This is a genomic window from Caldithrix abyssi DSM 13497, from assembly GCF_001886815.1.
GTDB classification, from domain to species: domain Bacteria; phylum Calditrichota; class Calditrichia; order Calditrichales; family Calditrichaceae; genus Caldithrix; species Caldithrix abyssi.
The window spans coordinates 338,838-360,366 of record NZ_CP018099.1; the positions used below are offsets into that span (position 1 = coordinate 338,838).

Below are 21,529 nucleotides of genomic sequence, written 5' to 3' on the forward strand. Positions count from 1 at the left end.
AAATTATTCGTAACGCAGGGCTTCGATGGGGTTGAGCTCTGCGGCTTTGCGCGCCGGGAAAAAGCCAAAAGCAATGCCCACGCCCGCGCTCACGCCAACAGCCAGCGCCACCGACCACCAGCTTACGTAGGTCTCCCAATCCGAAAGTAAGGTAATTCCGTAGCTGAGTACATAACCGGTAAAAATTCCTGCCAGTCCGCCGATTAAACTGAGCAGAACGGCTTCCAGCAAAAACTGGCTTAAGATATCTTTGCGTGTGGCGCCTAACGAGCGGCGAATGCCAATTTCCCGCGTTCGTTCCAGTACCGAGGCCAGCATGATGTTCATGATGCCGATGCCCCCGACCAAAAGTGAAATTCCGGCAATGGTGCCCATTACAATGTTAAACAGCCGTTGGGTTTCCGCGCTTTGTCTCAGCAGTTGTTCGGGCACAATCATCTTAAAATCTTTCTGGTTTTGATGGCGGCGCGTTAAAACCGATTCCGTAATGCGGGCGGTGGCTACAATTTTGTTTTCATCCGGCACATGGAGCACCAGTTGCTGAAGCTGGCTGTCTCTGGCGGGGCGGTCAAAACGCACGTACAGCGTTTGCAGGGGGGCAAAGATCTGCCTGTTAAAATTCACTTCGCTGGCGCCCACCGTGCTCACTGGCTGGTGCGCCAGAACGCCAATGACTCTGAACCACAGTCTGCCCAGTTTTACCAGTTTGCCCAGTGGATTTTCCGCTAAAAACAGATCGCGGGCAACTTCCGCTCCCAGCACGCAAACTTTCTGAAAATGTTCATCATCCCATTCATTAAAAAGGCCGCCCTGTTCTACTTTCAGGTTCATCAACTTAAAAAAGCGGGCGTTGGTGCCCGTAAGCTTTACGGCTTTACTGCGCGTTTTGTAAAAGGCCTCTGTTTCGTAACGGATAACGGGCGCCAGCGCGTCGATGGTAGAAAGAATTTGTTGTAAGGCTTCTGCATCGCTGAACAAGATGTTGCCTTTCTCGCCGGGTTTGCCTTCGCCGTCGCTGCTCTGGATGATAATGTTGTTCAATCCCAGGGCCCGGATTTGCGAAAGCGTCTGGCGGCGGGCGCCTTCTCCAATAGCCAGCATGGCAATAACCGCCGCAACGCCGAATATAATGCCCAGCATGGTTAAAAAGGAGCGTAATTTATGTTCCACAATGCCCTGAAGGCCAATGCGCAGCAGTTCTTCATCGATGCGGAAGAAACGAAGAAGAACTTTGTTTTCAAGAATGTTATTTTCCAGCCAATTTTTCCAGCGCACGTTTTTCCCTTTATCTTAAAATAATGACGCGCCTTGAAACGCTTTTTGGTTTTTTCTTTTTGGGCTTCACTTTATTCTGTGCGGGCGTATCGGATGCGGACGCACGCAATTGGATGCGATCGCCCTCTTTTAAACCTTCGGTAACCACCACAAAATCATCGTTGCTTTGGCCGGTTTTAATGGCGATGGGATCGCCGTCTTCATCAAGCACAAACGATTTGCCTTCTTTAATCTGAACCGCCTCGATGGGCACCTGTAAAACATTTTCAATTTTTTGCACCAGAATATTACAATGGGCGGTCATACCCGGCTTTAAACGGGGATCCGCTTCGTTTATTAAAATCTCGATATCAAACACGTTTTTTTCTTTCTCATCATCCTGGCGGGCCAGGGTGGCAATGTCGGTTACCGTGCCGCTAAACAGCGTATCTTTGATGGCATCCAGCCGCACTTCCACTTGCTGTCCTTTTTTCACGCGTGAAATTTCATTTTCGTTAATAGAAGCCATGACCTTCATCTTGCTATGACTTGGAATTTCGATTAAAGCCTGCGACCGCCATGGCGTGTAGCCGACCTTTAGTTTAGTCATGCCGCCGCTTTCCCAGACCTTTTTATAAACCACCAGCCCGTCGGCCGGCGAGTAAATGGTTAAACGCTTCAAATCTTCCTGGCGTTGTTTTACTTCCAGTCGAGCCTGTTCCACTTCTAATTCGGCCTGGCGTAAACGCGCTTGGTGGATTTTTTGTAGCGATTCTTTTTTTCTGAGAAGCTGGGCGTATCTTAATTCAGCCTTTTTCAGATTGAGCTCGATTTCGCGGCGTTTATTTTCTGCTTCGTAGATGGCGTTTTTAGCTTGCAGACGCGCCTGTTCCAGAGAGTAGGTTTCCATTTTAATGTCGTTTTCCAGTTCGGCCATTTCATTCTGGATATCGGCTTTGGTGCTGGCCAGATTGGCCAGCGCCGTTTCCAGTTTATTTTGCGCCTCCTGCAGACGTTGCATTTGTTCGGAAGTATCGAATTGAATGAGAAAATCGCCTTTTTTTACAATGGAGCCTTCGGGCGCCAGTTTCACAATCCGGATGTTGCCCCACACATTGGAAGGCGCTTTGACGATAAAAGATTCTACGGCCTGCAACTCGCCATCGACGGGAATGCGGATTAGTAAATCCCCACGCTTAACCGTGAACAGCAGAGCCTGATCTTTTTCCGGCAAAAACAGAAAGACGATCAGTAAAACAACAATCGCCGTCAGTGTAATCCGGAACCTTCTGGATTTAAACCATGACTTACTCATAGATCATCCTGTTCGATTTTAAAACCATGCCGTCACGCAACGCGCCGCGCACATACGAAAAACCGTCCATGCGAAAAATCAGTTCCACCGGAATTTTCTTCTGGCCGAGCGGTTCAATCCATGTTTGATTGGTCTTTTGAAACAGACACCAGTTTGGAACGCGAAACGTATTTTTAAGTGTATCCAGAATAATCCCCGCCCGCACAGAGAGACCTGGCTTTAACCGGTAGTTGGCGCCGGAATCCAGATAAACATCGACGGGGTAAACTTTAACAGTGCTTCCCTTTCGTTCTTCGGTGGCAACCCGGGCGATGTTAACGACTTCGCCGCTGAATACCGTATCCGGATAGGCCACGACCGTTATTTTTACTTTTTGCCCTTCTTTGATAAACGAGCGGTCCACTTCATTGATGGTTACCACGGCCTTCATGCGTTTCAAATTAGCCACCTGAATCACCGTGCTGCCAGGGAACAAAACCTCGCCCTCTTTAATTTTTACTTTTCTGCCGGAAGATCGGTAATAGGGATAAATGACAATCCCGGCATGATCGGAGATCAACTTCATTTCATCTTTCATTAATAGAATGCGATCGAGTTTAATGCGCGCCTGTTCTATTTTAATTCGCTTCAACCGTTCTTTGGCGGCGTTAATAATTTTTTGCGCTTCGAGATTTTGAAAGGCCCTTTGCAATTGCAAACGCGTCTTTTCCAGCTCCAACGCAAACTGTTCGCGAGTCGTTTTCGATTCGTAACGGGCGTTGGCCAGGCGTGTGCTGTCAATCTGGTACTGCATTTTTAACCGTTCAATCGTTTTGTATTGCGTTTCCAGCGCCAGCGCATTCTGTTCCAGAACCTGCTTCAATTCCTGCCGAACTTTTTGCAATTCCTTTTTGGCCTGGGATAAACGATCCTGTAAGGGCTGCATATCAAAATGGACTACGGTATCTCCGGGCTGAACAAAACTTCCTTCGGGCGCCAACCTGACAATTCTGTACTCCATATTCCAGCGCATGGGAACATTGATGTTAAATGTTTCGATCGATTCCAGCTGACCCGTTTCGTGAAGCATGGGCAGAGAATCGGACACGACCGTATTTACTTGCAAAAAGCTACTATCATTTTTAAGCGGGTTGCAAGTGAAAAAAATACCAACTTGCATTAATAATAGCATTGTTTTATAATATTTTCGGAAGTAACGCATGAACCGGTTCGCCATGATTTTGAAATTTAAAAATTACAAAATTTGTTATAAACATTCTAAACGGTTAACAATGCCAGATTAATCCAATGGGAGGAAACATGCCATTTAGCCGCCCAAAAGATTTTGTGCAAAGCGCCAATGTTTTTTTGATATCTCACGTTAAAGTTACTAACCACACGCTCAAATGTATTGCTTTAAGGTTAATGTAATAAATTTTTACGAAAAAATCAGCTGTTAAGATTCAAAAATTTGTCATGAACATTAAATCAACTAAAAAGGAGGAGGCACCAAGATGAGTAAACTGGAAGGCGAAGTGTACTATCCATCCAAAGAAGTAGTGGCCCGGGCCAATGTAAAGGATTACGATTCTCTTTACGAACGATCCATTAAAGATCGTGAAGGTTTTTGGGCGGAGGAAGCGGAAAAGCTGGAATGGTTCAAAAAATGGGACAAAGTGCTGGATGACAGTCAAAAACCTTTTTACAAATGGTTTGTGGGCGGAAAGTTCAACATTGTGCACAACGCCATTGACCGCCATTTAAAAACCTGGCGGCGCAATAAACTGGCGTTGATCTGGGAAGGCGAGCCGGGAGATTTGCGTACCTTCTCTTACCACGCTCTGAACCGGGAGGTGTCATCCTTTGCTCGCATTTTGCACAGCATGGGTGTGCGCAAAGGCGACACGGTTACCATTTACATGCCGCAAATTCCGGAGCTGGCTTTTGCCATGCTGGCCTGCGCAAAGATAGGCGCGGTTCATAGCGTGGTTTACGGCGGCTTTAGCGTGGAAGCGCTGGCCGAGCGCATTGCCGACGCCCGCAGCCGCGTGGTTGTGACCGCAGACGGCGGATTCCGGCGCGGAAAAATCACCGATTTGAAAAAGACCGTGGACGAAGCGATTAAACGTTCGCCAACGGTGGAAAGTTGTATTGTGGTGCGGCGTACCGGCCATGAGGTGTACATGGAAAGCGGGCGCGACTTCTGGTACCACGATCTGCAACAACTGCCCATTGCCTGCCCCGACGGCCAGGAATGTAAAACAGAAGTTATGGATGCCGAAGACCCGCTGTTCATCCTTTACACATCGGGCACAACAGGCAAACCCAAAGGGCAGGTGCACACCCATGGCGGCTATGCTGTTTACACCTCCACCACGCATCGTTATGTTTTTGATATAAAAGAAGAAGATCGCTGGTGGTGCGCAGCCGATCCGGGCTGGATTACCGGCCACAGTTATATTGTTTACGGTCCTTTAATTAACGGCGCAACGGTAATGATGTACGAGGGGGCCCCCAACTATCCGTACCCAAACCGCTGGTGGAAGATGATTGAAAAATACGGTATTACCATATTGTACACCTCGCCCACGGCCATTCGCGGTCTGATGCGCTTTGGCGACGACTGGCCCAAGCGTTACGATTTAAGTTCTCTGCGCTTGTTAGGCAGCGTAGGCGAGCCCATCAATCCCGAAGCATGGCGCTGGTATTACGAGGTAATCGGCCAGAAGCGCTGCCCGATTATGGACACCTGGTGGCAAACCGAGACCGGCGGATTCATGATTACGCCTCTGCCCATTACGCCTTTAAAACCGGGTTCGGCCACCAAGCCGTTTTTTGGCAATGAAGTGGCGGTTGTCGATGACGAGGGGAACGAAGTTCTTGTGGGCGAAGAGGGCAAACTGGTGATCAAAAATCCCTGGCCCGGCATGGCCCGAACCATTTACGGCGATCCCGATCGGTATGTTCAAACTTACTGGAAAGATTACGAGAAGCAGGGTTGGTACAAAACCGGCGATTCGGCGCGCATCGATAAGGACGGTTACGTGTGGATTATCGGTCGCATCGACGATGTGATTAAGGTTAGCGGTTATCGACTGGGAACAGCGGAAATTGAGAGCGCGCTGGTCAGCCATCCGGCGGTTGCCGAGGCAGCGGCCATTGGATTGCCTCATGAGCTCAAAGGTAATGCCATTCACGCCTACGTAATTCTGAAACAGGGATTCACCCCATCGCCCCGGCTGGAACAGGAATTAAAAGATCATGTGGCCAGCGAAGTGGGCCCCATCGCCCGGCCGGAAGACATCCAGTTTGTGGAGAGCCTACCCAAAACGCGCAGCGGCAAAATCATGCGCCGCGTTCTAAAGGCCAAAGCTCTTGGAAAAGATGTGGGCGATTTGAGCACTCTGGAAGATTGAGAACAAAGAAGTAATTCAGATTTGATTCCATCTCGTTCCGCATTTTGGCTGCGGAGCGAGATTTTCTTTTGTGAAAAAAAATGCCCGGTTTGACGAGGTAGGTCTCGTTCTGAGTCCCGATTTAGCGGGGCGAAGAATCCCTTTTATTCAATCAGGGGATTCTTCACTCCGTCCCGATTTCTCGAGACTGAAGCTGGCGCTTCGTTCAGAATGACAGGCTGGCGATCAGTCCACTCTTACACTCTTAACTCATTGCTGCGCTATATTCAACCAATTCGCCGCCTGGCCATTCGTCTTACGCTTCCATTTTTTGTAAAAGGTAATCGATAATTTCTCTGGCGCCGACTCCTTCCGCCTCCGCGCTGTAAGAGGTGACCAGACGATGGCGCAAAACAGGCAGGGCCAGCTTGCGGATATCTTCAATTTCTGGCGTAAAGCGGTTGTGCAAAAGCGCGCGTACCTTGGCTCCTAAAATTAAATTTTGCGAAGCGCGCGGCCCCGCTCCCCAGCGGATCCACTCGTTGATCTTTTCGTCGGAATCGGCTCCCGGGCGCGTTAAATTGACCAGCTTAACCGTAAATTCCACCACATTGTCGGCAACCGGAACCTTGCGTACCAGCTTTTGAAATTCCAGAATATCCTGCTTGCGCACCACGGGGGTAAGCGATTGCACGTCTTCAATGGTTGTACGTTTAACGATTTCCACTTCCTGTTCAAACGTGGGGTAGTCGAGCCACAGACTGAACATAAAGCGATCGAGCTGCGCCTCGGGCAGGGGATAGGTCCCCTCCTGTTCGATGGGGTTTTGCGTGGCCAGCACAAAAAAGGGCAAATCGAGCTCGAAGGTGTGGCCGGCTGCAGTTACGCGATATTCCTGCATGGCTTCCAGTAAAGCCGACTGCGTTTTTGGGGGCGTACGATTGATTTCGTCCGCCAGAACAATATTGGCAAAAACCGGCCCCTTGATAAAGCGAAAGGCCTTTTGACCGGTGGTCTTATCTTCTTCCAGAATTTCTGTGCCTGTTATGTCTGAGGGCATTAAATCGGGCGTGAATTGAATGCGCGAAAATTTTAAGTCGAGCACTTCGCCCAGGGTTTTAATAAGCAGAGTTTTGGCCAGTCCCGGCACGCCGATCAGTAAACAATGGCCGCGCGCAAAGAGGGCGATCAGCAATTGTTCGATGATGTCTTGCTGCCCGACAATGATGCGCCCCAATTCTTTTTGAATGGTCTGAAAAGCATTGGCTATGGCTTCTGCTTTTTGAATATCTTTTCCCATGGTTTTCCCTGTTGTTATTCCATCTGTATTTCTGTAAATTGCAAACGATCTTTGAGTTTACTGAACTGGCTGATTAAAATCAAGAATCAATGACTCAAACGGAAGTTTGATTTACATTGTGCGGGCAATCGAACTGAAATTCGATTGCGGAGGCAGTAAGTGGAAAAGAGAGGTTCAATACCACAAGGTACCCATGGAGTCAATGAAAAATATTCTGGATTTAAAGATAGATGAGTTGCAAGACTATTTTGCCAGGCTTGGCGAGCCGGCCTTTCGTGTAAAGCAGGTTTATCAGGGCCTTTACCAGAAAGGTTACGAACGTTTTGACGAGTTTACCACGCTTTCCAGATCGCTGCGTCAACGGCTGGCAGAAGACTTTGTTCTGCGTTCTTTTAAGGAACTGGATCGCATTACCTCGCCGCTGGACGGCACCACCAAGTTGCTCTGGCAGCTATCGGACGGCATGAAGATCGAAAGCGTGATTATTTACGAGAAGAAACGCGTGACCTTTTGCATTTCGTCTCAAATCGGTTGCGCGTTAGATTGTAAATTTTGTGCAACGGGTAAAATGGGCTGGCTGCGTGATCTGACGGTGGGCGAAATTGTGGAGCAGGTGCTGCAGATGAAAAAACTGGCCGAACGTCCTCCGACCAACATCGTTTTTATGGGTATGGGCGAGCCCATGCTCAATTACGATAACGTGATGCGCGCCGCAGAAATTCTGGCCGACGAAGGCGGTTTGAATTTTAGCCGTAAAAAAATCACCATTTCCACCAGCGGCATCATTCCGGGCATCAAACGCATGGCCGACGAGGGACGGCCCTTTCGCCTGGCCATCTCGTTAAACGCCGCCGATCAGCAAAAGCGGCTGCAAACGATGCCCATTGCCAAAAAGTACCCGCTTGAGCAGCTTTTAAAGGCGGCGCAATATTATTACCAGAAAACACGGAAACGAATCACCTTTGAATACGTACTCATTGCCGGCTTTAATGATTCTATTGAAGACGCTAAGAAATTGGTAAAAATCTCCAGACAGGTGCCCTGTAAAATCAATGTGATTCCGGTGAATTCCATTGATGACCATTTTCCGGCCCCTTCCCAAGAATCTCTGGAACGTTTTGAAGAAGCCATTCAGGAAAGCGTGTACGCCGTTACTGTTCGCAACCGAAAAGGCTGGGATATTCAGGCGGCCTGCGGCATGTTGTACGCCGCCAACGAAAAGCAAAAAATTAAACCGGAAAAACTGTCGCTAACCGACCAGGCGCATTAAAGGAACGGTTACGAAAATGTCTTTTCAAGTTACGGGTTAACACGGATTATTCAGATGGATGGATTACTCTTACTTTTTCTGCTCATCGCCCTTATTTATTTTACCATTCTGCACTTTACTTTTTGGGGGCTTAAAAAACTGCCGCTTAAAGAACAAAGCGCCTTTCCGCAGGTGTCGGTGGTCATTGCCGCGCACAACGAAGCGCAGCGCATCCGGCCCACGTTAAGATCGCTGGAAAAGCTGGCCTATCCCGCCGATCGCTACGAAATCATTCTGGTGGACGACGCTTCCGACGATGACACGGCTTCTGTAATCGAGGCCTTTTGCCAGAAGCATGAAAACTGGAAATTGATCCGTCTGAATTCCAGAGACGATTTTTTAAGCGGAAAAAAACGCGCGCTTAAGGAAGGTATTGCCCGTTCCAGAGGCGAAATCATTTTTACCACCGATGCCGATTGTACGGTTCCGCCGCAGTGGCTTACCTTTATGACCGCATACTTTGAGCGCGATGTGGATATGGTGCTTGGCTACTCGCCGCTTAAACGATTTAAAGGATGGATGAATCGCATTTTGCAGTTCGACAATCTCTTTTCGGCGATTGTGGCCGCGGCGCCGACCACCTGGGGGCTGGCTTTAACCAGCGTGGGGCGCAACCTGGCTTACCGCAAGGAAACCTACCGTGCGCTGGGCGGTTTTGACGCCTTAAAGAAACACCGCAGCGGCGACGATGTTTACCTGACCGAGCGCTTTAGCAAACAGGCGAAGGGCAGGATTGTTTTTTGCCCCCATCCCGAAACGTTTGTGGAAACTCTGCCCGTCACCGATTTTAAAACCTTCTGGCATCAGCAAATCCGCAAAAATAGTAAAACCCTGCGCAAAAGCTTTTTGAACACGGTTTTTTCGGTTGGCGTTTTTTTAGTGTACGCCTATTTGTGGATTTTTCCCCTCTTTCGCCCGGCCTTTGTTGAACTCTGGATGGCGGTCATTGGCCTTAAACTGCTACTGGAGTTTATCACGTTAACGCTGGCGGCGCGGCTCTTTCAACGTCGGTGGCTTGTGCCCTGGCTACCGTTGTTTCAGCTTTTCTATCCGCTTTACATTACCTTTTTCACCATTCTGGGCGCATTCCAGATTTATCAATGGAAAAAATGAATAGAATTCTTTAAATTGGGCCTGCAAGTTGGAGGATTCGCATAACGCCATTTCTGAACAGGAAACACGGCTTTAAAAGGCGAAGGATTTTTAATGAAAGAACAGATCAAGCAAAAACTAACCTTTGTGTTCAAGTATTTTATCGGCCTGGCTTTATTGATCTGGATTCTGGCGCGCGTCGATCGTCAGCAAATGATCCAGACGCTTTTAGAAATCAGGCCCGCCACCTTTGCTCTGATCTTTGTTCTGGTTTTTTTGAATTTATGGATTCAATTTCGACGCTGGAGATATTTAATCGAACAACAATCCAGCGATTTCAGTCATAAAGATTTAATTCCTTCTTTTTTCGCCGGATTTACTTTCCGTCTAATCTTGCCCGGCGGCCATGCCGAAATCAGTAAAATTTTTCTTTTGCCTGGCAAAAAACGAGGCAAGGTAATGGCCTTTGCCATTGAAAAGTTTTTTCAGACGTACGTTAAAACCATTCTTGTGCTGGCCGGTTTGCCGTTTTTGTTTGCCCAATTTAAGTGGCTGTTCTGGTCGGCGGCGATTTTGTTAATTGTTGCTTACCCTTTTTTCCCGCTTCTTTTGAAAACGCGCTGGCTGCAAAAATTTCAGGAAAAGGAGGTTCATTACCATAAAATTTTTTTACGGGCGCTTATTTTTTCGGTGGGCGTTTTTTTGTGCCTGATGTTGCAATATTTTATTTTGTTAAATGATGCGCATCAGATCGACTTTAACGCCACTTTCTTGACGGTCATTTACATCTGGGGCGCGGGACTTATTCCGGTTTCTGTTTCTGGCCTGGGCGTGCGCGAAAATATTGCGGCTTTTGTTCTGCAAAAGTACGGAATTCCTGCTTCGACCGCCGTGGGGATTTCTCTTTTGATCTTCATCATCAATGCCATTATTCCGGCTCTAATTGGCGTCTTTTTCATTTACCGTCGCCAGCACCACTTTAAAGATGCCCGGGAGACCTTTAAAGTGGTTTCCAGTCAAATTTATAACCATGGCAAAAAACGTTTTGCGAAAAATAAAGACACCGATTAATTTATGTTTTTAAAGGAAACGCCATGAGGCTTGCCATATTTGCTCTGGCGGTGCTGTTTGGATTTGGCGGCATGCAGGCTCGCTATGCGCAGGTTTGCTATGCGCAGGTTCGCAATGCGCCGCAAAAAAGCCTGAAAATCAAAAAGGTTATAGACGCCAACCTCTTTTTATCAAGCCAGGGCGACACCGTGCAATTAGCCGGTATCTCGACGCCTTCTCTTTATTCGAAGGATGTGCGCCTGCAGTCGCTGGCCGCTGAAATTACAGAATACGCCCGAAAAATCTTTAATGACGCGCGTACTTATTTTGAAGCGGTGGACACCAGCCAGAACGGCCGCATCATGGCCCTTGCTTACCGGCAATTTCTATTAAGAAAAGAATGCATTAACCTGGAATATTTACGCCGCGGGTTTGCGGAATTTGTGCCCCATCCTGCCATTACAGACAGCGCCGCTTATCTTGAAGCGCAACAATACGCCCGGCAGCAGGGGCGCGGCATCTGGAATCTTAAAAAATATCGCCTAAAAACACAAAATGCTTTTCATTATTTTCGAATGGCTGGCGGCATTTTGGCTGTGCATTTCCCGAATAAATATCACAATGATTTAATTGTCCCTATGGTTTCTTTAGGATACCATTACGGTGATTTGCTCAAATTTTCTCCCGGCGCAAAAACGCACCTGACTTTGGCGGCGCAGGTTTACACGTTCTGGAATATTTTTTTACCAATGCTTCAGTTTGGCCCTGAATTGTACTGGAAAAATTTTAGAATTGGGGTTTATGGGGGAAACATTTATCCCGTGTTGCTGCCTAATGTTTTTGGAACCGGAGGGCGGCCGATTAAAATTGGCTCCATGGAAGTGGGCGTGCGTCGCGTAAAAGCCAACGGCGAATGGTATGAAGTACTTTTTACGGCCTACTGGCCCTCGAACTTTGTTTTTAAAATTGAATTGAATTTCCCCGGGCTTTAAGTTTCATTTTTAAACAGGGAATGATCAGATGAATTTTTTAGATAGATTAACGCTAAGCGTGGTGCCCTTGAAAGCCGCGCTCCGATCGTTGTTCGTTTTTAAGGTGAGCCATACGCCGCGTCGTCTGTGGAACGTGCTAAAAATTTTGTTTTCCATGGGACTGAGCAGGCTGTTAAAAAGGCCGATTGTGTGGGGCATTCCGCCGATTGTGATGGTTGAACCGACCAATATTTGCAATTTAAAGTGTCCCATGTGCCCTTCGGGCAATGGGGACATGGCGCGACCTCGTGGACGGCTGGACATGGAGAACTTTAAACGGTTGATGAAAGATATCGGCCCTGATGTGTACCAGATTCAATTCTGGAATCAGGGCGAACCGTTTTTGAACCGCCAATTTTTAGATATGGTGGCCCTGGCCAAAACGTTTGGCGTGATGACCCAGACTTCGACCAACGGGCATTTCATCCGCTCTGTGGACGACGCCAGGGCCGTTGTGGAATCTGGCCTGGATCTAATTATTTTTTCGCTGGATGGCACGGATGCGGAGACCTACGCCAGGTATCGCGTGGGCGGCGATTTCCACCTGGTTATGCGCGCGCTGGAGTATCTTTCTGAGGCCAAACGGCGGCTGAAGTCCAAGCGTCCGCTGATCGAGCTGCAATTTTTGATTTTTAAACATAACTTGAATGAACTAACGGAAATCATTGAAATTGCCCGTCGCAATCAGGTGGAACGCATTTCTTTTAAAACGGCGCAGATTTACGATGATCAACAGGGTTTTGAATTTTTGCCGGAAAATGAAAAACTAAGCCGCTATCAATACGACGGCCAGCATTTTTCGCTGAAGAGCGATCTGCCGAACTGGTGTAAGCGTTTGTGGATGAATACCACCATTAACTGGGACGGTTCGGTAAGTCCCTGCTGTTTTGACAAGGACGCTGACTACGCCATGGCGTACATTTTTGATCGGCCGCTTACTTTTAAGCAGGTTTTTAAGAACGAAAAATACACGGCCTTTCGTCGGCAGGTTTTGAGCAACCGTAAAGCAATCGAAATGTGCCGCAACTGTACGGAAGGGATGAAGGAGCCTTACGCGCGCATTGTGGAGATGCGCGACCGGGTTTCTATTGAGCGTTTTTTGCGGGAAGCGTTACAATTGCAGGACAAAGACGCAGTAAAAAGCGAGTGAGTGGGCGCTGGCGCGAGTAGGGCTGGGCAGAATAACGTGGGGATGTGGGAATTTGGGGAATGGGGAGGTGGAGCGCTCTGTCAGAGCGCTCCGTTTGGCCGGCGGAGGTCATGGCCCGGGGCAACGCCCCGGGCCTCCTCTTCCCACATCCGTTGATCCCACCACTCCGCTGCCATTTTGCCCGCTCAACAATTGGGTGCGGTTATGCTGCCCTGTATGTAAAGAAATGCCGGCTTTTCGAACAAACTTTAAATTCAGGTCTGCCTGGATTCAATCCGCCTTTTGATCAGTTGATAGGCCGTTTTGCCTTCCCATTCTGTGCGCAAAAGTTCTTCGGTCTGGCAGGCCACGCGTTCAATCAACCGCTCAAATGTGTAATCTATTTTATAGTAATCCAGCACCTCCCGGGCCAAAAGGCTCATGGTCTGACCCTGCATCTTTTTAAAACCGAAATAGACCAGAATCAACGCCGCCGCCCGTCCGATGATCTTGTCTTTTACCAATAATTCCGCTGTTTGATACGAATTGGCGTTTAGAAATCGTTCGAGTTCAAACAATGGATGAAGCCAGTGCCTGTCCGAAGCAAAAATCAGTTCATTCCCCTTATAAACTTCCAGCGAATGGATCATTCCGTAAAAACTCTCTTTTAGAAAAAACCAACATAAAATTTAATAATCAGCAGCGCATTCAAAATTACGTTGCCTGAGAGAATCAGACAAGTTTAAATTTGTATGACCTGTCGGTTGGATGAGTTAATCAAGCCGACACCTTAAATTTTTCTTTGATTTTTTGCCAGACGGTTTGCGGCTTAATCTCTAACATGCAGCGGAAATGATCTTCCGGACATTCATGGTGGCCATGCTTGCCGCACGGGCGACAGTAGAGATCCGGCACCTCAAAAACCCAATCCTCATCTCTAAAAGGGAAAAAACCAAATCGCCGAACAGTAGGACCGAAAAAAGCAAACACATCGGTTTGCACGGCGTTGGCAATGTGCATGGCGCCGCTGTCGTTACAAATCATCAAATCACATTTTTCGATGACCGCCGCCGACTGCAAAATGCTTAGTCGGCCCGCGAGATTCAATGCCTGTTGCGCTTCAGCCTGATCGATAATTTGCTGGCAAAGGTCACGCTCATCGCCGCTGCCGATGAAAATCAGGTTGAACCTCTTCTTTAAGAGCGCAACCAACTGCGCATAATACTCCGCCGGCCAGCGCTTGGTTGGCCACACCGAACCGGGAGCCAGGGCAATGGTAGGACGCTGCGCATCCACCTGCCGCCACAGGCGATCGGCCTTTTCCCGATCTTCTTCAGAAGGGAATAGTTGCGTTTGGATGGAAAATGTTTGATCGCTAAAAAAAGAAAGGAGCTTCAGATATTTTTCTATGGTCAAACCGTCTGATGGCACGGGCGCTTTGTGCGTTAAAAAAAAGCGAATGGGATTTCTGTTAAAGCCCACGCGTGTGGGAATGCCCGCCAGACGAATCAAAAGCCCGGTGGTCAATGAACTGTGCGGGCTGAAAGCCAGCTCATGCCGGCGCGCTTTTAAAATTTGCAACACATTTTTAAAAGCCGTGCGTTTTTGACCGCGTTTATCGAACAAAATGGTTTGATCGATGTGCGGATTGTTGGCCAGCGCGCCCGCTGTTTGCGGAATGACCAGCACATCCAGTTGCGAATCGGGGAAAACCTGCTTAATGGCTCGAATTAAGGGCGTGGTTAAAATGACATCGCCCAGATAAGCTGTTTGAACCAGTAAAATCTTTTGAAAACTCATCGGCTCTTCCTGTTTTAATAAACGGCAAGTTAAGAAAAAGGAACGGTTGAAGTCAAAAGGAAGAATTTAAAAAGACGTTCTGAAAAAGATAAGCGGTTTAGGTTGTTTAAAACGTACACACGGTAAAAACCGCACCGTGGCCGGGTGAGCATGACGCATCCGTTAAGATGCGCTCGTTATCACTGCATGGCCGCGTTTGAAAGTAGAGTGTTCCAAATATTAAGCTTTTACAGCATGCAATTGAGCATTACTAACCATATTTTGTGCCATGTTTTTAATCTTGAGGGCAAATTCATCGTCTCTTTCAAGAGCATCGGCCAGGGCCTGTAACGTTTGATAATAACGGTTCCATGAACGTTTCTCTTTTTCAAACTGTTTTTGCAATGGCGATGGATTGCCTTCGGTGAATTCCATGGCCGCTTTTAAACGTTTAGCGCCAGTCTGGATAAATTCCATGATCTGATCCGCCGACTCTTTATGAGCCTTTTCCAGCCCTTTTAAGATAAAACGCAACGTTACAATCGTCGCAGGAATGGCAGAAATAAAGCTACCGGTAAAGGGCGCCAGCTCTTCTTTTACGGCCGAAAGATCAGGATCAACCATTCGGGCGTAGGCGCTAAAATAGAGTATGCGCACGTAATCGCCGATTATTTTTCCGTTTTCGGCCGCTTTAATGGCCTTTTGGGCAAACAGATGTTTATCGTGGCGCATGATCAGGCCTGGCTGATGCACGTAGCGCAGCAGGGGCTCTTTGCTGTTAAACACGCTCAGGATAAAAGCCTGGTCTTCCGCGCGGCCCATGAAGGTGGGCGTAAAAGGATGATGCGCAAACAGGCTTTTAACCAGGATGCCGTTGGTGCCCCCGGTTACGTGAATGCGCTGCAGACATTGCTTCCGGCCGTCCAGCGGCCCATGACCATAACGTGTCATCATTTCGACAGAGGTGGATAAAGCCTGCGGCAAGCGACTGAAAAAGACGAATTCTTCGGGGTGTTCAGGCCCATTAGGAAAGGGAACATCCGGCGTAAAAAGCGATTTTTCGATGTCGCTGGCGTTGACCAGAGCGCCGGCGATCATTCCCAGTTGAACGTCCCTTTGTTTGAAATCCCGTCCATAAGCGCCCCATAGCGGGGTTCTAAACAATTCCAGCGCCGAATGCCCTGTTTCGCGCACCAGGATTTCCTGCGGAAAGACCTGATCCAGATCGATCTTAAAGGTGGCTTTAATCTGCGGATCAATGAGTACCTGCCACAGGGCGGAAATGGCCTTAAGAAAGGTGTAGTGTCGGCCGTACTCGCCATCCACGCCAAACACAGGGAATTCCTCATCTGTAATCTTTAAATAGCGCTCGGCTGCTGGCTTTAAAATTTTGCTGATTATTTTGCGGCAATCGGTTTCCGTAAATAAATATAAATCCAGATTTTCAAACGCTCCGTGTCGGGCCATTAAATATTGCACATAGGATTTTGCCACTTGATGTAAATAGGAATGAGTAACCGAGCAGGAAAGCACGCAAGTCAATCGCTGGCCGCTGCCAACAGCGCCGTGTTGCTTTTCGAACGCCATCATTTTTTCCAGGCCGTTCAGCCCGTAAAGAATTTCGTTGTTCTCGGCAGGAGCGTCCAGAGGGATGGGGTGATCGTACCAGAACTGCTGGGCGGCGTTGCGATGGCGGTCAACCACTTTTTGAATATTTTTCGGCAGCTCGGAATGGTTGTCCAGTGGAGGACGTAACAGCACATTGGAGGTGAAAAGAATTTCCCTGGCGGGATTTTCAAGGGGCGCCGGATTTGGCTTACGAAGCGTTACCTTTCTTTTGCGCAGTAAATCCTGTTCCGCTTTCTTTTTGTTCAATAAGATTTCACGGCCTTCGGGAAACAGAACTTTCCAGGCCGCCATGTACAGCGATTCGGCAGACTCTCCGGCCTCTTTGAGGTCGGGCAGGGAAGAAAGGGCGGCGTTTTCGATTTCTTGCTTTAGTTTTCCTTTAAGCTGCAGGATAAAATGGACAGGTTCCTGCCAGAATCTGGCGTCCTCCAGCAGCAAATCATTAAACAGATTAGACGCAAAACGAAGCAGTTGATGATCAGATTCAAAAAGGTAAATGAAGCTTGCTCGAAAAAAGCCTTCATATTTTTCGAGCTCTGCCTGGCGTGATTTAGAGGAAGGCGCGGCATGGTTGCCAGCCGGTAGCCTGGAAAATAAAGTGGATATCCATGTTTGAAATTCTGGCCATGTGATGCGCATTGTTTTTTCCGTTTATTTTAATTTTGGAAAAAAGACAGGTACGGTGCAAGAAAATTTCAATAATAAAGCGCTTCGATATCCCCCGAGCCTTCGCGCAGAATTTCCGGCTCAGGCCCGGAAAAATCCACAATGGTTGAAGGTTTGTTAACCATCACGCCGGCGTCCAGAATAAGGTCGATTTCATGCTGGTAACACCTGGCAATTTCCAGCGGATCGGTGTAAAAGCCGTCTGAGCCCTGCGGGACGCTGGTGCTTAGAATGGGGCGCCCCAGTTCCTGCACCAGGGCCTGCGCTACAATAGAATCGGGGATGCGAATGCCCACCGTTTTTTGATTGCTAAGCAGTAATTTGGGCACTTTTTTGGTGGCTTTAAGAATGAATGTGTAAGGCCCTGGCACAACGCGCCGCATGATTTTATAAGCGTAATCCGGAACCAGCGCCCACTCGGCAATATTTTTTAAATCGGGCAGAATGAAACTGAGCATTTTGTGTTTGGATTCTTTTTTAATGCGCAACACGCGCTCTATGGCTTTTTTATTAAACAGATCGATTCCCAGTCCGTAAATGGTATCGGTGGGATAAACGACGATCCCTCCCTGACTTAAAATTTCCGCGGCTCGCTTGATCAGCCTTTTTTGCGGATGATCCAGATAGACATGTTGAATTTCTACTGCCATGTTTCATTCCCTTAAATTTTGAGTGCTAATTTACAAAATTTTTGATCCGAATTCGAATTACAATTTGCCGTATAAGAAGTAATCCTTTAAATTTTGCTACTTTAACGCTCAAAAATGAACAGGAAGTGACTGAATGACACGATTGAAAGCAGACCTGGGGTTGTTGTCGGTGACGGTTTTCTGGGGGACAACCTTCATTGTTTCCAAATTGCTGTTAAGTGAAATGTCGCTTGCGGTTTACATGTTTTACCGTATGGCAGTTGCCGCGCTGGCCATGACCTTAATCGCTTTGAAATTTAAAAAAGCGTGGAACAAACAGGTTCTGCGACACGGTCTGATTCTTGGTGTTTTGCTTTACGCCTCTTATTTTTTTCAGATGTGGGGGATTACGCAAACCAGCGCATCGAATGCCGGCTTCATCACGGGGCTTTCTGTTGTGCTGGTGCCCGTTCTGGGTTTTTTGTTTTATAAAGAGGAAACGCCTCTGCAGGTGTGGGGCAGCGTCATTCTGGCCGTAACGGGTCTGCTGCTGCTTTCCGGCGCCAATCCTTTTAAATGGAGCGTGGGCGATCTTAAAGTTTTGATTTGCGCCATTATTTTTGCCTTTCACATCATTTACACCGGCAGGTTTTCACGCGTGAACAATGTTTATCTGTTAACGGCCGTGCAACTGGTGGCGATCGCCGCCTTCTCCTTTTTAGCCTTTCTGCCGGAAGTGCAAACGCTTTCGACAATATCGTTGAAAAATGTGATTTTACTGATCTACCTTGCGCTGTTCGGAACGGTGTTTACCTTTTTAATGCAGACCTCCATGCAAAGGTTTACCACGGTGGCGCGTACGGCCATTATTTTTTCCATGGAACCTGTCTTTGCCGCTCTTTTTGCCTTTTTAATCGCCGGAGAAAAACTGACCGCAGAAGGATGGCTGGGCGGCCTGTTCATTGTTCTGGCCATGGTCAATGCCGAATTTCCGTATCAGAGTTTGCGCCGTCAAAAACAAAAATCGTAACAATGAAATATTCTGTTCATGCGTTCCGTTTTGTAATACAGTAAAACATGGAAGCAAAATGAAAGAGATTTTAAAAGGACTTGCCTTAATCAATCTGGATCAGCCGGTGGAAGGATTCCGAGATTTTATCAGCTGCTGGTTGTTGCAAAAGAACGGTTTAAACATTCTGATCGATCCGGGACCGGCTTCGACCATTTTGCATTTAACTTCGGCGCTAAACAAGGCCGGCGTTGAAAAGATCGATTTGATTTTATTGACGCACATTCACATCGACCATGCGGGCGGCACAGGGCTTTTATTAAAGAAATTTCCCGAAGCCAGGGTCGTTTGTCATCCCAAAGCCATAAAGCATCTGATCAATCCTGAAAAACTGTGGGCCGGCTCGTTGCAGGTGCTGGGCAGCCTGGCCGAGGTGTACGGCCCGGTTGCGCCTGTTCCCCAGGCAAATCTGGGCTTTGCGCATTTGATTGAACAAAACGGCCTGACCATCGAAGCGGTGGAAACGCCCGGGCACGCTTCGCACCATCTGGTGTACAAAATCGACGATTTGCTCTTTTTAGGCGAAGTTGCCGGCGTCAATGTTCCCCTGCAAGGTAGTTCGTATTTGCGCATTGCCACGCCGCCGGTTTTTAAATATGAGATTTATCGCGCTTCACTGCAAAAAGCGGCTCAATTAAAGGCCCAGCACTTTTGCTTTGGACATTATGGCCATCGAACCGACGGCGAACAAATTTTTACGCAGGCCTTAAATCAATTGGAATTGTGGTTATCTGTAATTCAAAAAAATATTGAAAAAGGCGTTTTAGAAGAGGACGTTATTCTTGAACAATTGCTTCAGAAGGATGCGCAATTACAATCATTTCATTTGCTTCCTGCCGATATCCAGACTCGCGAGCGCTATTTTTGTAAAAACAGTATTAAGGGCATGATGGGCTACTTGCTGGAAGAGGATGATTAGCTCGTAGGCTTTCAAGCTTTGCAGGGTAGCGAGGTTCATCATGTGTCAAAAAAAGCATGTAACGTAAAAACGTTAGAAAATGCCCTTTAAATGATTTAACTAACTGTTTACTGTTTTTAAAAAAAGTAGATGTTCATTTGCATTGAAATAAGTGCATACGCGAAACGCCCTTTGCCTTTTTAATGAAACTTGTGGATGATTGGCTTCAAAATTTTTTTCAAGGCACAAACGGTAAAACGCTGGGCCCTTAAAATCCTGTGGATTAGTCTTCGCGAGGCGCCGGAAGCTTCCGCATTAGCAACATCTATCGTTTCACAATCCTTCAGAATAGCATTGACCAATACAGCGCAAAAGAGAGCGGCTGGTTGAACTCCCCTGTCTGTGAAAGCGCGCTCTACTGTTTTTGCTTTTCCTCTTCCACCAACTTCAGCTTCTGAATTTTGCCCGATTTATTCTTGGGCAAATTTTCTCTGAATTCAAAATATTTGGGGATTTTATAACTGGCCAGACGCTTTGCCAGAAAATTGCGCAAGGTTTCTTCCATGTTGGAAGATTCTCGATCTTTTAAAACAACAAAAGCCTTCGGCGCTTCGCCCAGAGTGTCATCAGCCACGCCGATCACCGCCGCATCGGCAACCTGAGGGTGCTCATATAGCGCGTCTTCAATCTCTTTGGCGCTGGCCCGATTCCCGCCAATTTTAATCATATCCTTGCTGCGTCCCACCACATAAATAAACCCCTCTTCATCCATTACGCCCAGATCGCCCGTATAATACAATCCGTGCTTTAACACCTTACGCGTTTCTTCCGGATGATTCCAGTAACCGAGCATAATATTGGCGCCACGGGCTACAATTTCGCCCTGGGTTTCGGGAGGCAAGCGGTTACCATTAGCATCGGCAATGAACAAATCCACATTGGGGATGCCCTTGCCAATCGAGCCCCATTTGCGGGGTAACTCTTCAGGGTCCAGATACGACAGGCGCGCCGACGCTTCGGTTGCGCCATACATTATAAACAATTTAGCCGGCGCAAAGACCTGCGCCACCTCTTTTTGCACCGCCGGGGCCATGGCGCCGCCGGCCTGGGTAACATAGCGCAATGAATCAAACTGCATTTTGCGCACATTGGAACGGTGCAGTAAAATGGTAAACGTGGAGGGCACGCCGGAAAATCCGGTTACCTTTTGTTCCTGCATGGTCTTTAAAACCACATTAGGAAACATAAAGCGATTGTCAACGACTACCGATCCGCCTACAAAAAAGTGCGTGTTAAGTAAAGATTTACCATAAATATAATAAAAAGGCAAAACCACCATAATTCGGTCGTCCGCCGTCAACTCAAGATAATCGACAATGGAGCGCGTATTGGTAACTATATTTAAATGCGTTAAGGTGGCGCCGCGCGGTTGCCCCGTACTGCCCGAGGTATAAACAATAGAGGCCACATCCAGGTCGATGATTCGCCGGTGAATAAGTTCGGAAGGAAAACTTTGACACGCTTCCGGTAAAGATTTGATTTTGGGATTAGAACTCTCATTTTTAAGTTTACCGGAATTCCAGACAATAAAATGAGTTAAATAATCTTTTTCGATTAAAGACTGCAAACGTTTATAAAATTTTTGTCCCACAATTAAATTCTGCACATCGCAATCCTGAAGAATATAATCGACATTCATTGCCGTGGCCTCGGTATTTAAGGCCACCGTAATGGCTCCGATTTTAAGAATGGCGTAATAGGTAATCACATATTCTACCGAATTCTCAATGTAAAAGGCAACACGATCGCCTTTTCGTACGCCAAGATCGATTAAGAAACGGGCCAGCTGATTGGCATGGCGCTCGATGTAAGCGAAGGTGTACCACCGATTGTTAACAAAAAAGGCGTCTTTGTCCGGATAGCGTTGCGCGCTGTCTTCGAGAAACGAGTGTACAAACTTTGTATGTGCCATGGTCTGTCCTTTTTTTAGAAGCTTACGTTTCAT

General features: G+C 47.6%; 17 protein-coding genes. 8 read left to right on the forward strand and 9 right to left on the reverse strand.

The window, feature by feature from the left end; translation table 11 throughout:
* Positions 1–3: 3 nt before the first annotated feature.
* Genes Cabys_RS01385 through Cabys_RS01395 form a run of 3 tightly spaced genes read right to left on the reverse strand, consistent with a single transcriptional unit; the run spans position 4 to position 3,674 of the window.
* Positions 4–1,275, reverse strand: a complete 1,272-nt coding sequence (locus Cabys_RS01385) for an ABC transporter permease (RefSeq protein ID WP_006928271.1) — start codon at positions 1,273–1,275, stop codon at positions 4–6.
* Between the two features lie 10 nt (positions 1,276–1,285).
* Complete coding sequence (locus Cabys_RS01390) at positions 1,286–2,569, reverse strand: efflux RND transporter periplasmic adaptor subunit (protein ID WP_006928272.1); 1,284 nt, start codon at positions 2,567–2,569, stop codon at positions 1,286–1,288.
* Positions 2,562–3,674, reverse strand: coding sequence for an HlyD family secretion protein (locus Cabys_RS01395; RefSeq protein ID WP_169313637.1), 1,113 nt, complete (start codon positions 3,672–3,674; stop codon positions 2,562–2,564). Before Cabys_RS01395 ends, Cabys_RS01390 begins: the two co-directional genes overlap by 8 nt.
* Positions 3,675–4,062: 388 nt before the next feature.
* Here Cabys_RS01395 and acs point away from each other — a divergent pair, with 388 nt between their 5' ends.
* The gene (gene acs / locus Cabys_RS01400) at positions 4,063–5,964 is read left to right on the forward strand and encodes an acetate--CoA ligase (RefSeq protein WP_006928275.1); all 1,902 of its coding nucleotides are present in this window, start codon (positions 4,063–4,065) and stop codon (positions 5,962–5,964) included.
* Positions 5,965–6,259: 295 nt separating this feature from the next.
* Here acs and Cabys_RS01405 read toward each other — a convergent pair whose 3' ends face one another.
* Entirely contained in the window at positions 6,260–7,243 is a 984-nt protein-coding gene (locus tag Cabys_RS01405; RefSeq protein ID WP_006928277.1) for an AAA family ATPase, read from the reverse strand.
* 193 nt (positions 7,244–7,436) lie between these two features.
* On the opposite strand from Cabys_RS01405, the gene rlmN reads away from it, so the two are divergent.
* The 5 genes from rlmN (at position 7,437) to Cabys_RS01430 (ending at position 12,875) form a co-directional block, all read left to right on the forward strand.
* On the forward strand, positions 7,437–8,513 hold the full coding sequence (rlmN, locus tag Cabys_RS01410) for a dual-specificity RNA methyltransferase RlmN (protein ID WP_006928278.1): 1,077 nt from the start codon (positions 7,437–7,439) through the stop codon (positions 8,511–8,513).
* 54 nt (positions 8,514–8,567) lie between these two features.
* Positions 8,568–9,665 carry a glycosyltransferase gene (locus tag Cabys_RS01415; RefSeq protein WP_006928279.1) on the forward strand — a complete coding sequence of 366 codons (1,098 nt, stop codon included), beginning with the start codon at positions 8,568–8,570 and terminating at the stop codon, positions 9,663–9,665.
* Between the two features lie 93 nt (positions 9,666–9,758).
* A complete protein-coding gene (locus Cabys_RS01420) occupies positions 9,759–10,715 on the forward strand; it encodes a lysylphosphatidylglycerol synthase transmembrane domain-containing protein (RefSeq protein ID WP_006928280.1) in 957 nt (318 codons plus the stop codon).
* A 23-nt stretch (positions 10,716–10,738) separates the two neighbouring features.
* Positions 10,739–11,686: a thermonuclease family protein gene (locus Cabys_RS01425; protein ID WP_006928281.1), complete on the forward strand. Its 948-nt coding sequence runs from the start codon at positions 10,739–10,741 to the stop codon at positions 11,684–11,686.
* A 28-nt stretch (positions 11,687–11,714) separates the two neighbouring features.
* The gene (locus Cabys_RS01430; RefSeq protein WP_006928283.1) at positions 11,715–12,875 is read left to right on the forward strand and encodes a radical SAM protein; all 1,161 of its coding nucleotides are present in this window, start codon (positions 11,715–11,717) and stop codon (positions 12,873–12,875) included.
* Between the two features lie 254 nt (positions 12,876–13,129).
* Here the strand turns inward: Cabys_RS01430 and Cabys_RS01435 are convergent, their stop codons facing one another.
* The 4 genes from Cabys_RS01435 to Cabys_RS01450 all read right to left on the reverse strand — a co-directional run bounded on the left by Cabys_RS01435 (position 13,130) and on the right by Cabys_RS01450 (position 17,578).
* Positions 13,130–13,504: a DUF1893 domain-containing protein gene (locus tag Cabys_RS01435; RefSeq protein ID WP_006928284.1), complete on the reverse strand. Its 375-nt coding sequence runs from the start codon at positions 13,502–13,504 to the stop codon at positions 13,130–13,132.
* A 127-nt stretch (positions 13,505–13,631) separates the two neighbouring features.
* Positions 13,632–14,654, reverse strand: a complete 1,023-nt coding sequence (waaF, locus tag Cabys_RS01440; RefSeq protein ID WP_006928285.1) for a lipopolysaccharide heptosyltransferase II — start codon at positions 14,652–14,654, stop codon at positions 13,632–13,634.
* A 219-nt stretch (positions 14,655–14,873) separates the two neighbouring features.
* Complete coding sequence (locus Cabys_RS01445) at positions 14,874–16,901, reverse strand: hypothetical protein (protein WP_006928287.1); 2,028 nt, start codon at positions 16,899–16,901, stop codon at positions 14,874–14,876.
* Positions 16,902–16,957: 56 nt separating this feature from the next.
* A complete protein-coding gene (locus Cabys_RS01450) occupies positions 16,958–17,578 on the reverse strand; it encodes an L-threonylcarbamoyladenylate synthase (RefSeq protein ID WP_006928289.1) in 621 nt (206 codons plus the stop codon).
* Between the two features lie 133 nt (positions 17,579–17,711).
* Between Cabys_RS01450 and Cabys_RS01455 the strand changes: the two genes are divergently transcribed.
* Entirely contained in the window at positions 17,712–18,587 is an 876-nt protein-coding gene (locus tag Cabys_RS01455) for a DMT family transporter (protein ID WP_006928291.1), read from the forward strand.
* Positions 18,588–18,645: 58 nt separating this feature from the next.
* Positions 18,646–19,545, forward strand: coding sequence for an MBL fold metallo-hydrolase (locus Cabys_RS01460; protein WP_006928292.1), 900 nt, complete (start codon positions 18,646–18,648; stop codon positions 19,543–19,545).
* Between the two features lie 394 nt (positions 19,546–19,939).
* Here the strand turns inward: Cabys_RS01460 and Cabys_RS01465 are convergent, their stop codons facing one another.
* Entirely contained in the window at positions 19,940–21,529 is a 1,590-nt protein-coding gene (locus Cabys_RS01465) for a class I adenylate-forming enzyme family protein (protein WP_081475037.1), read from the reverse strand.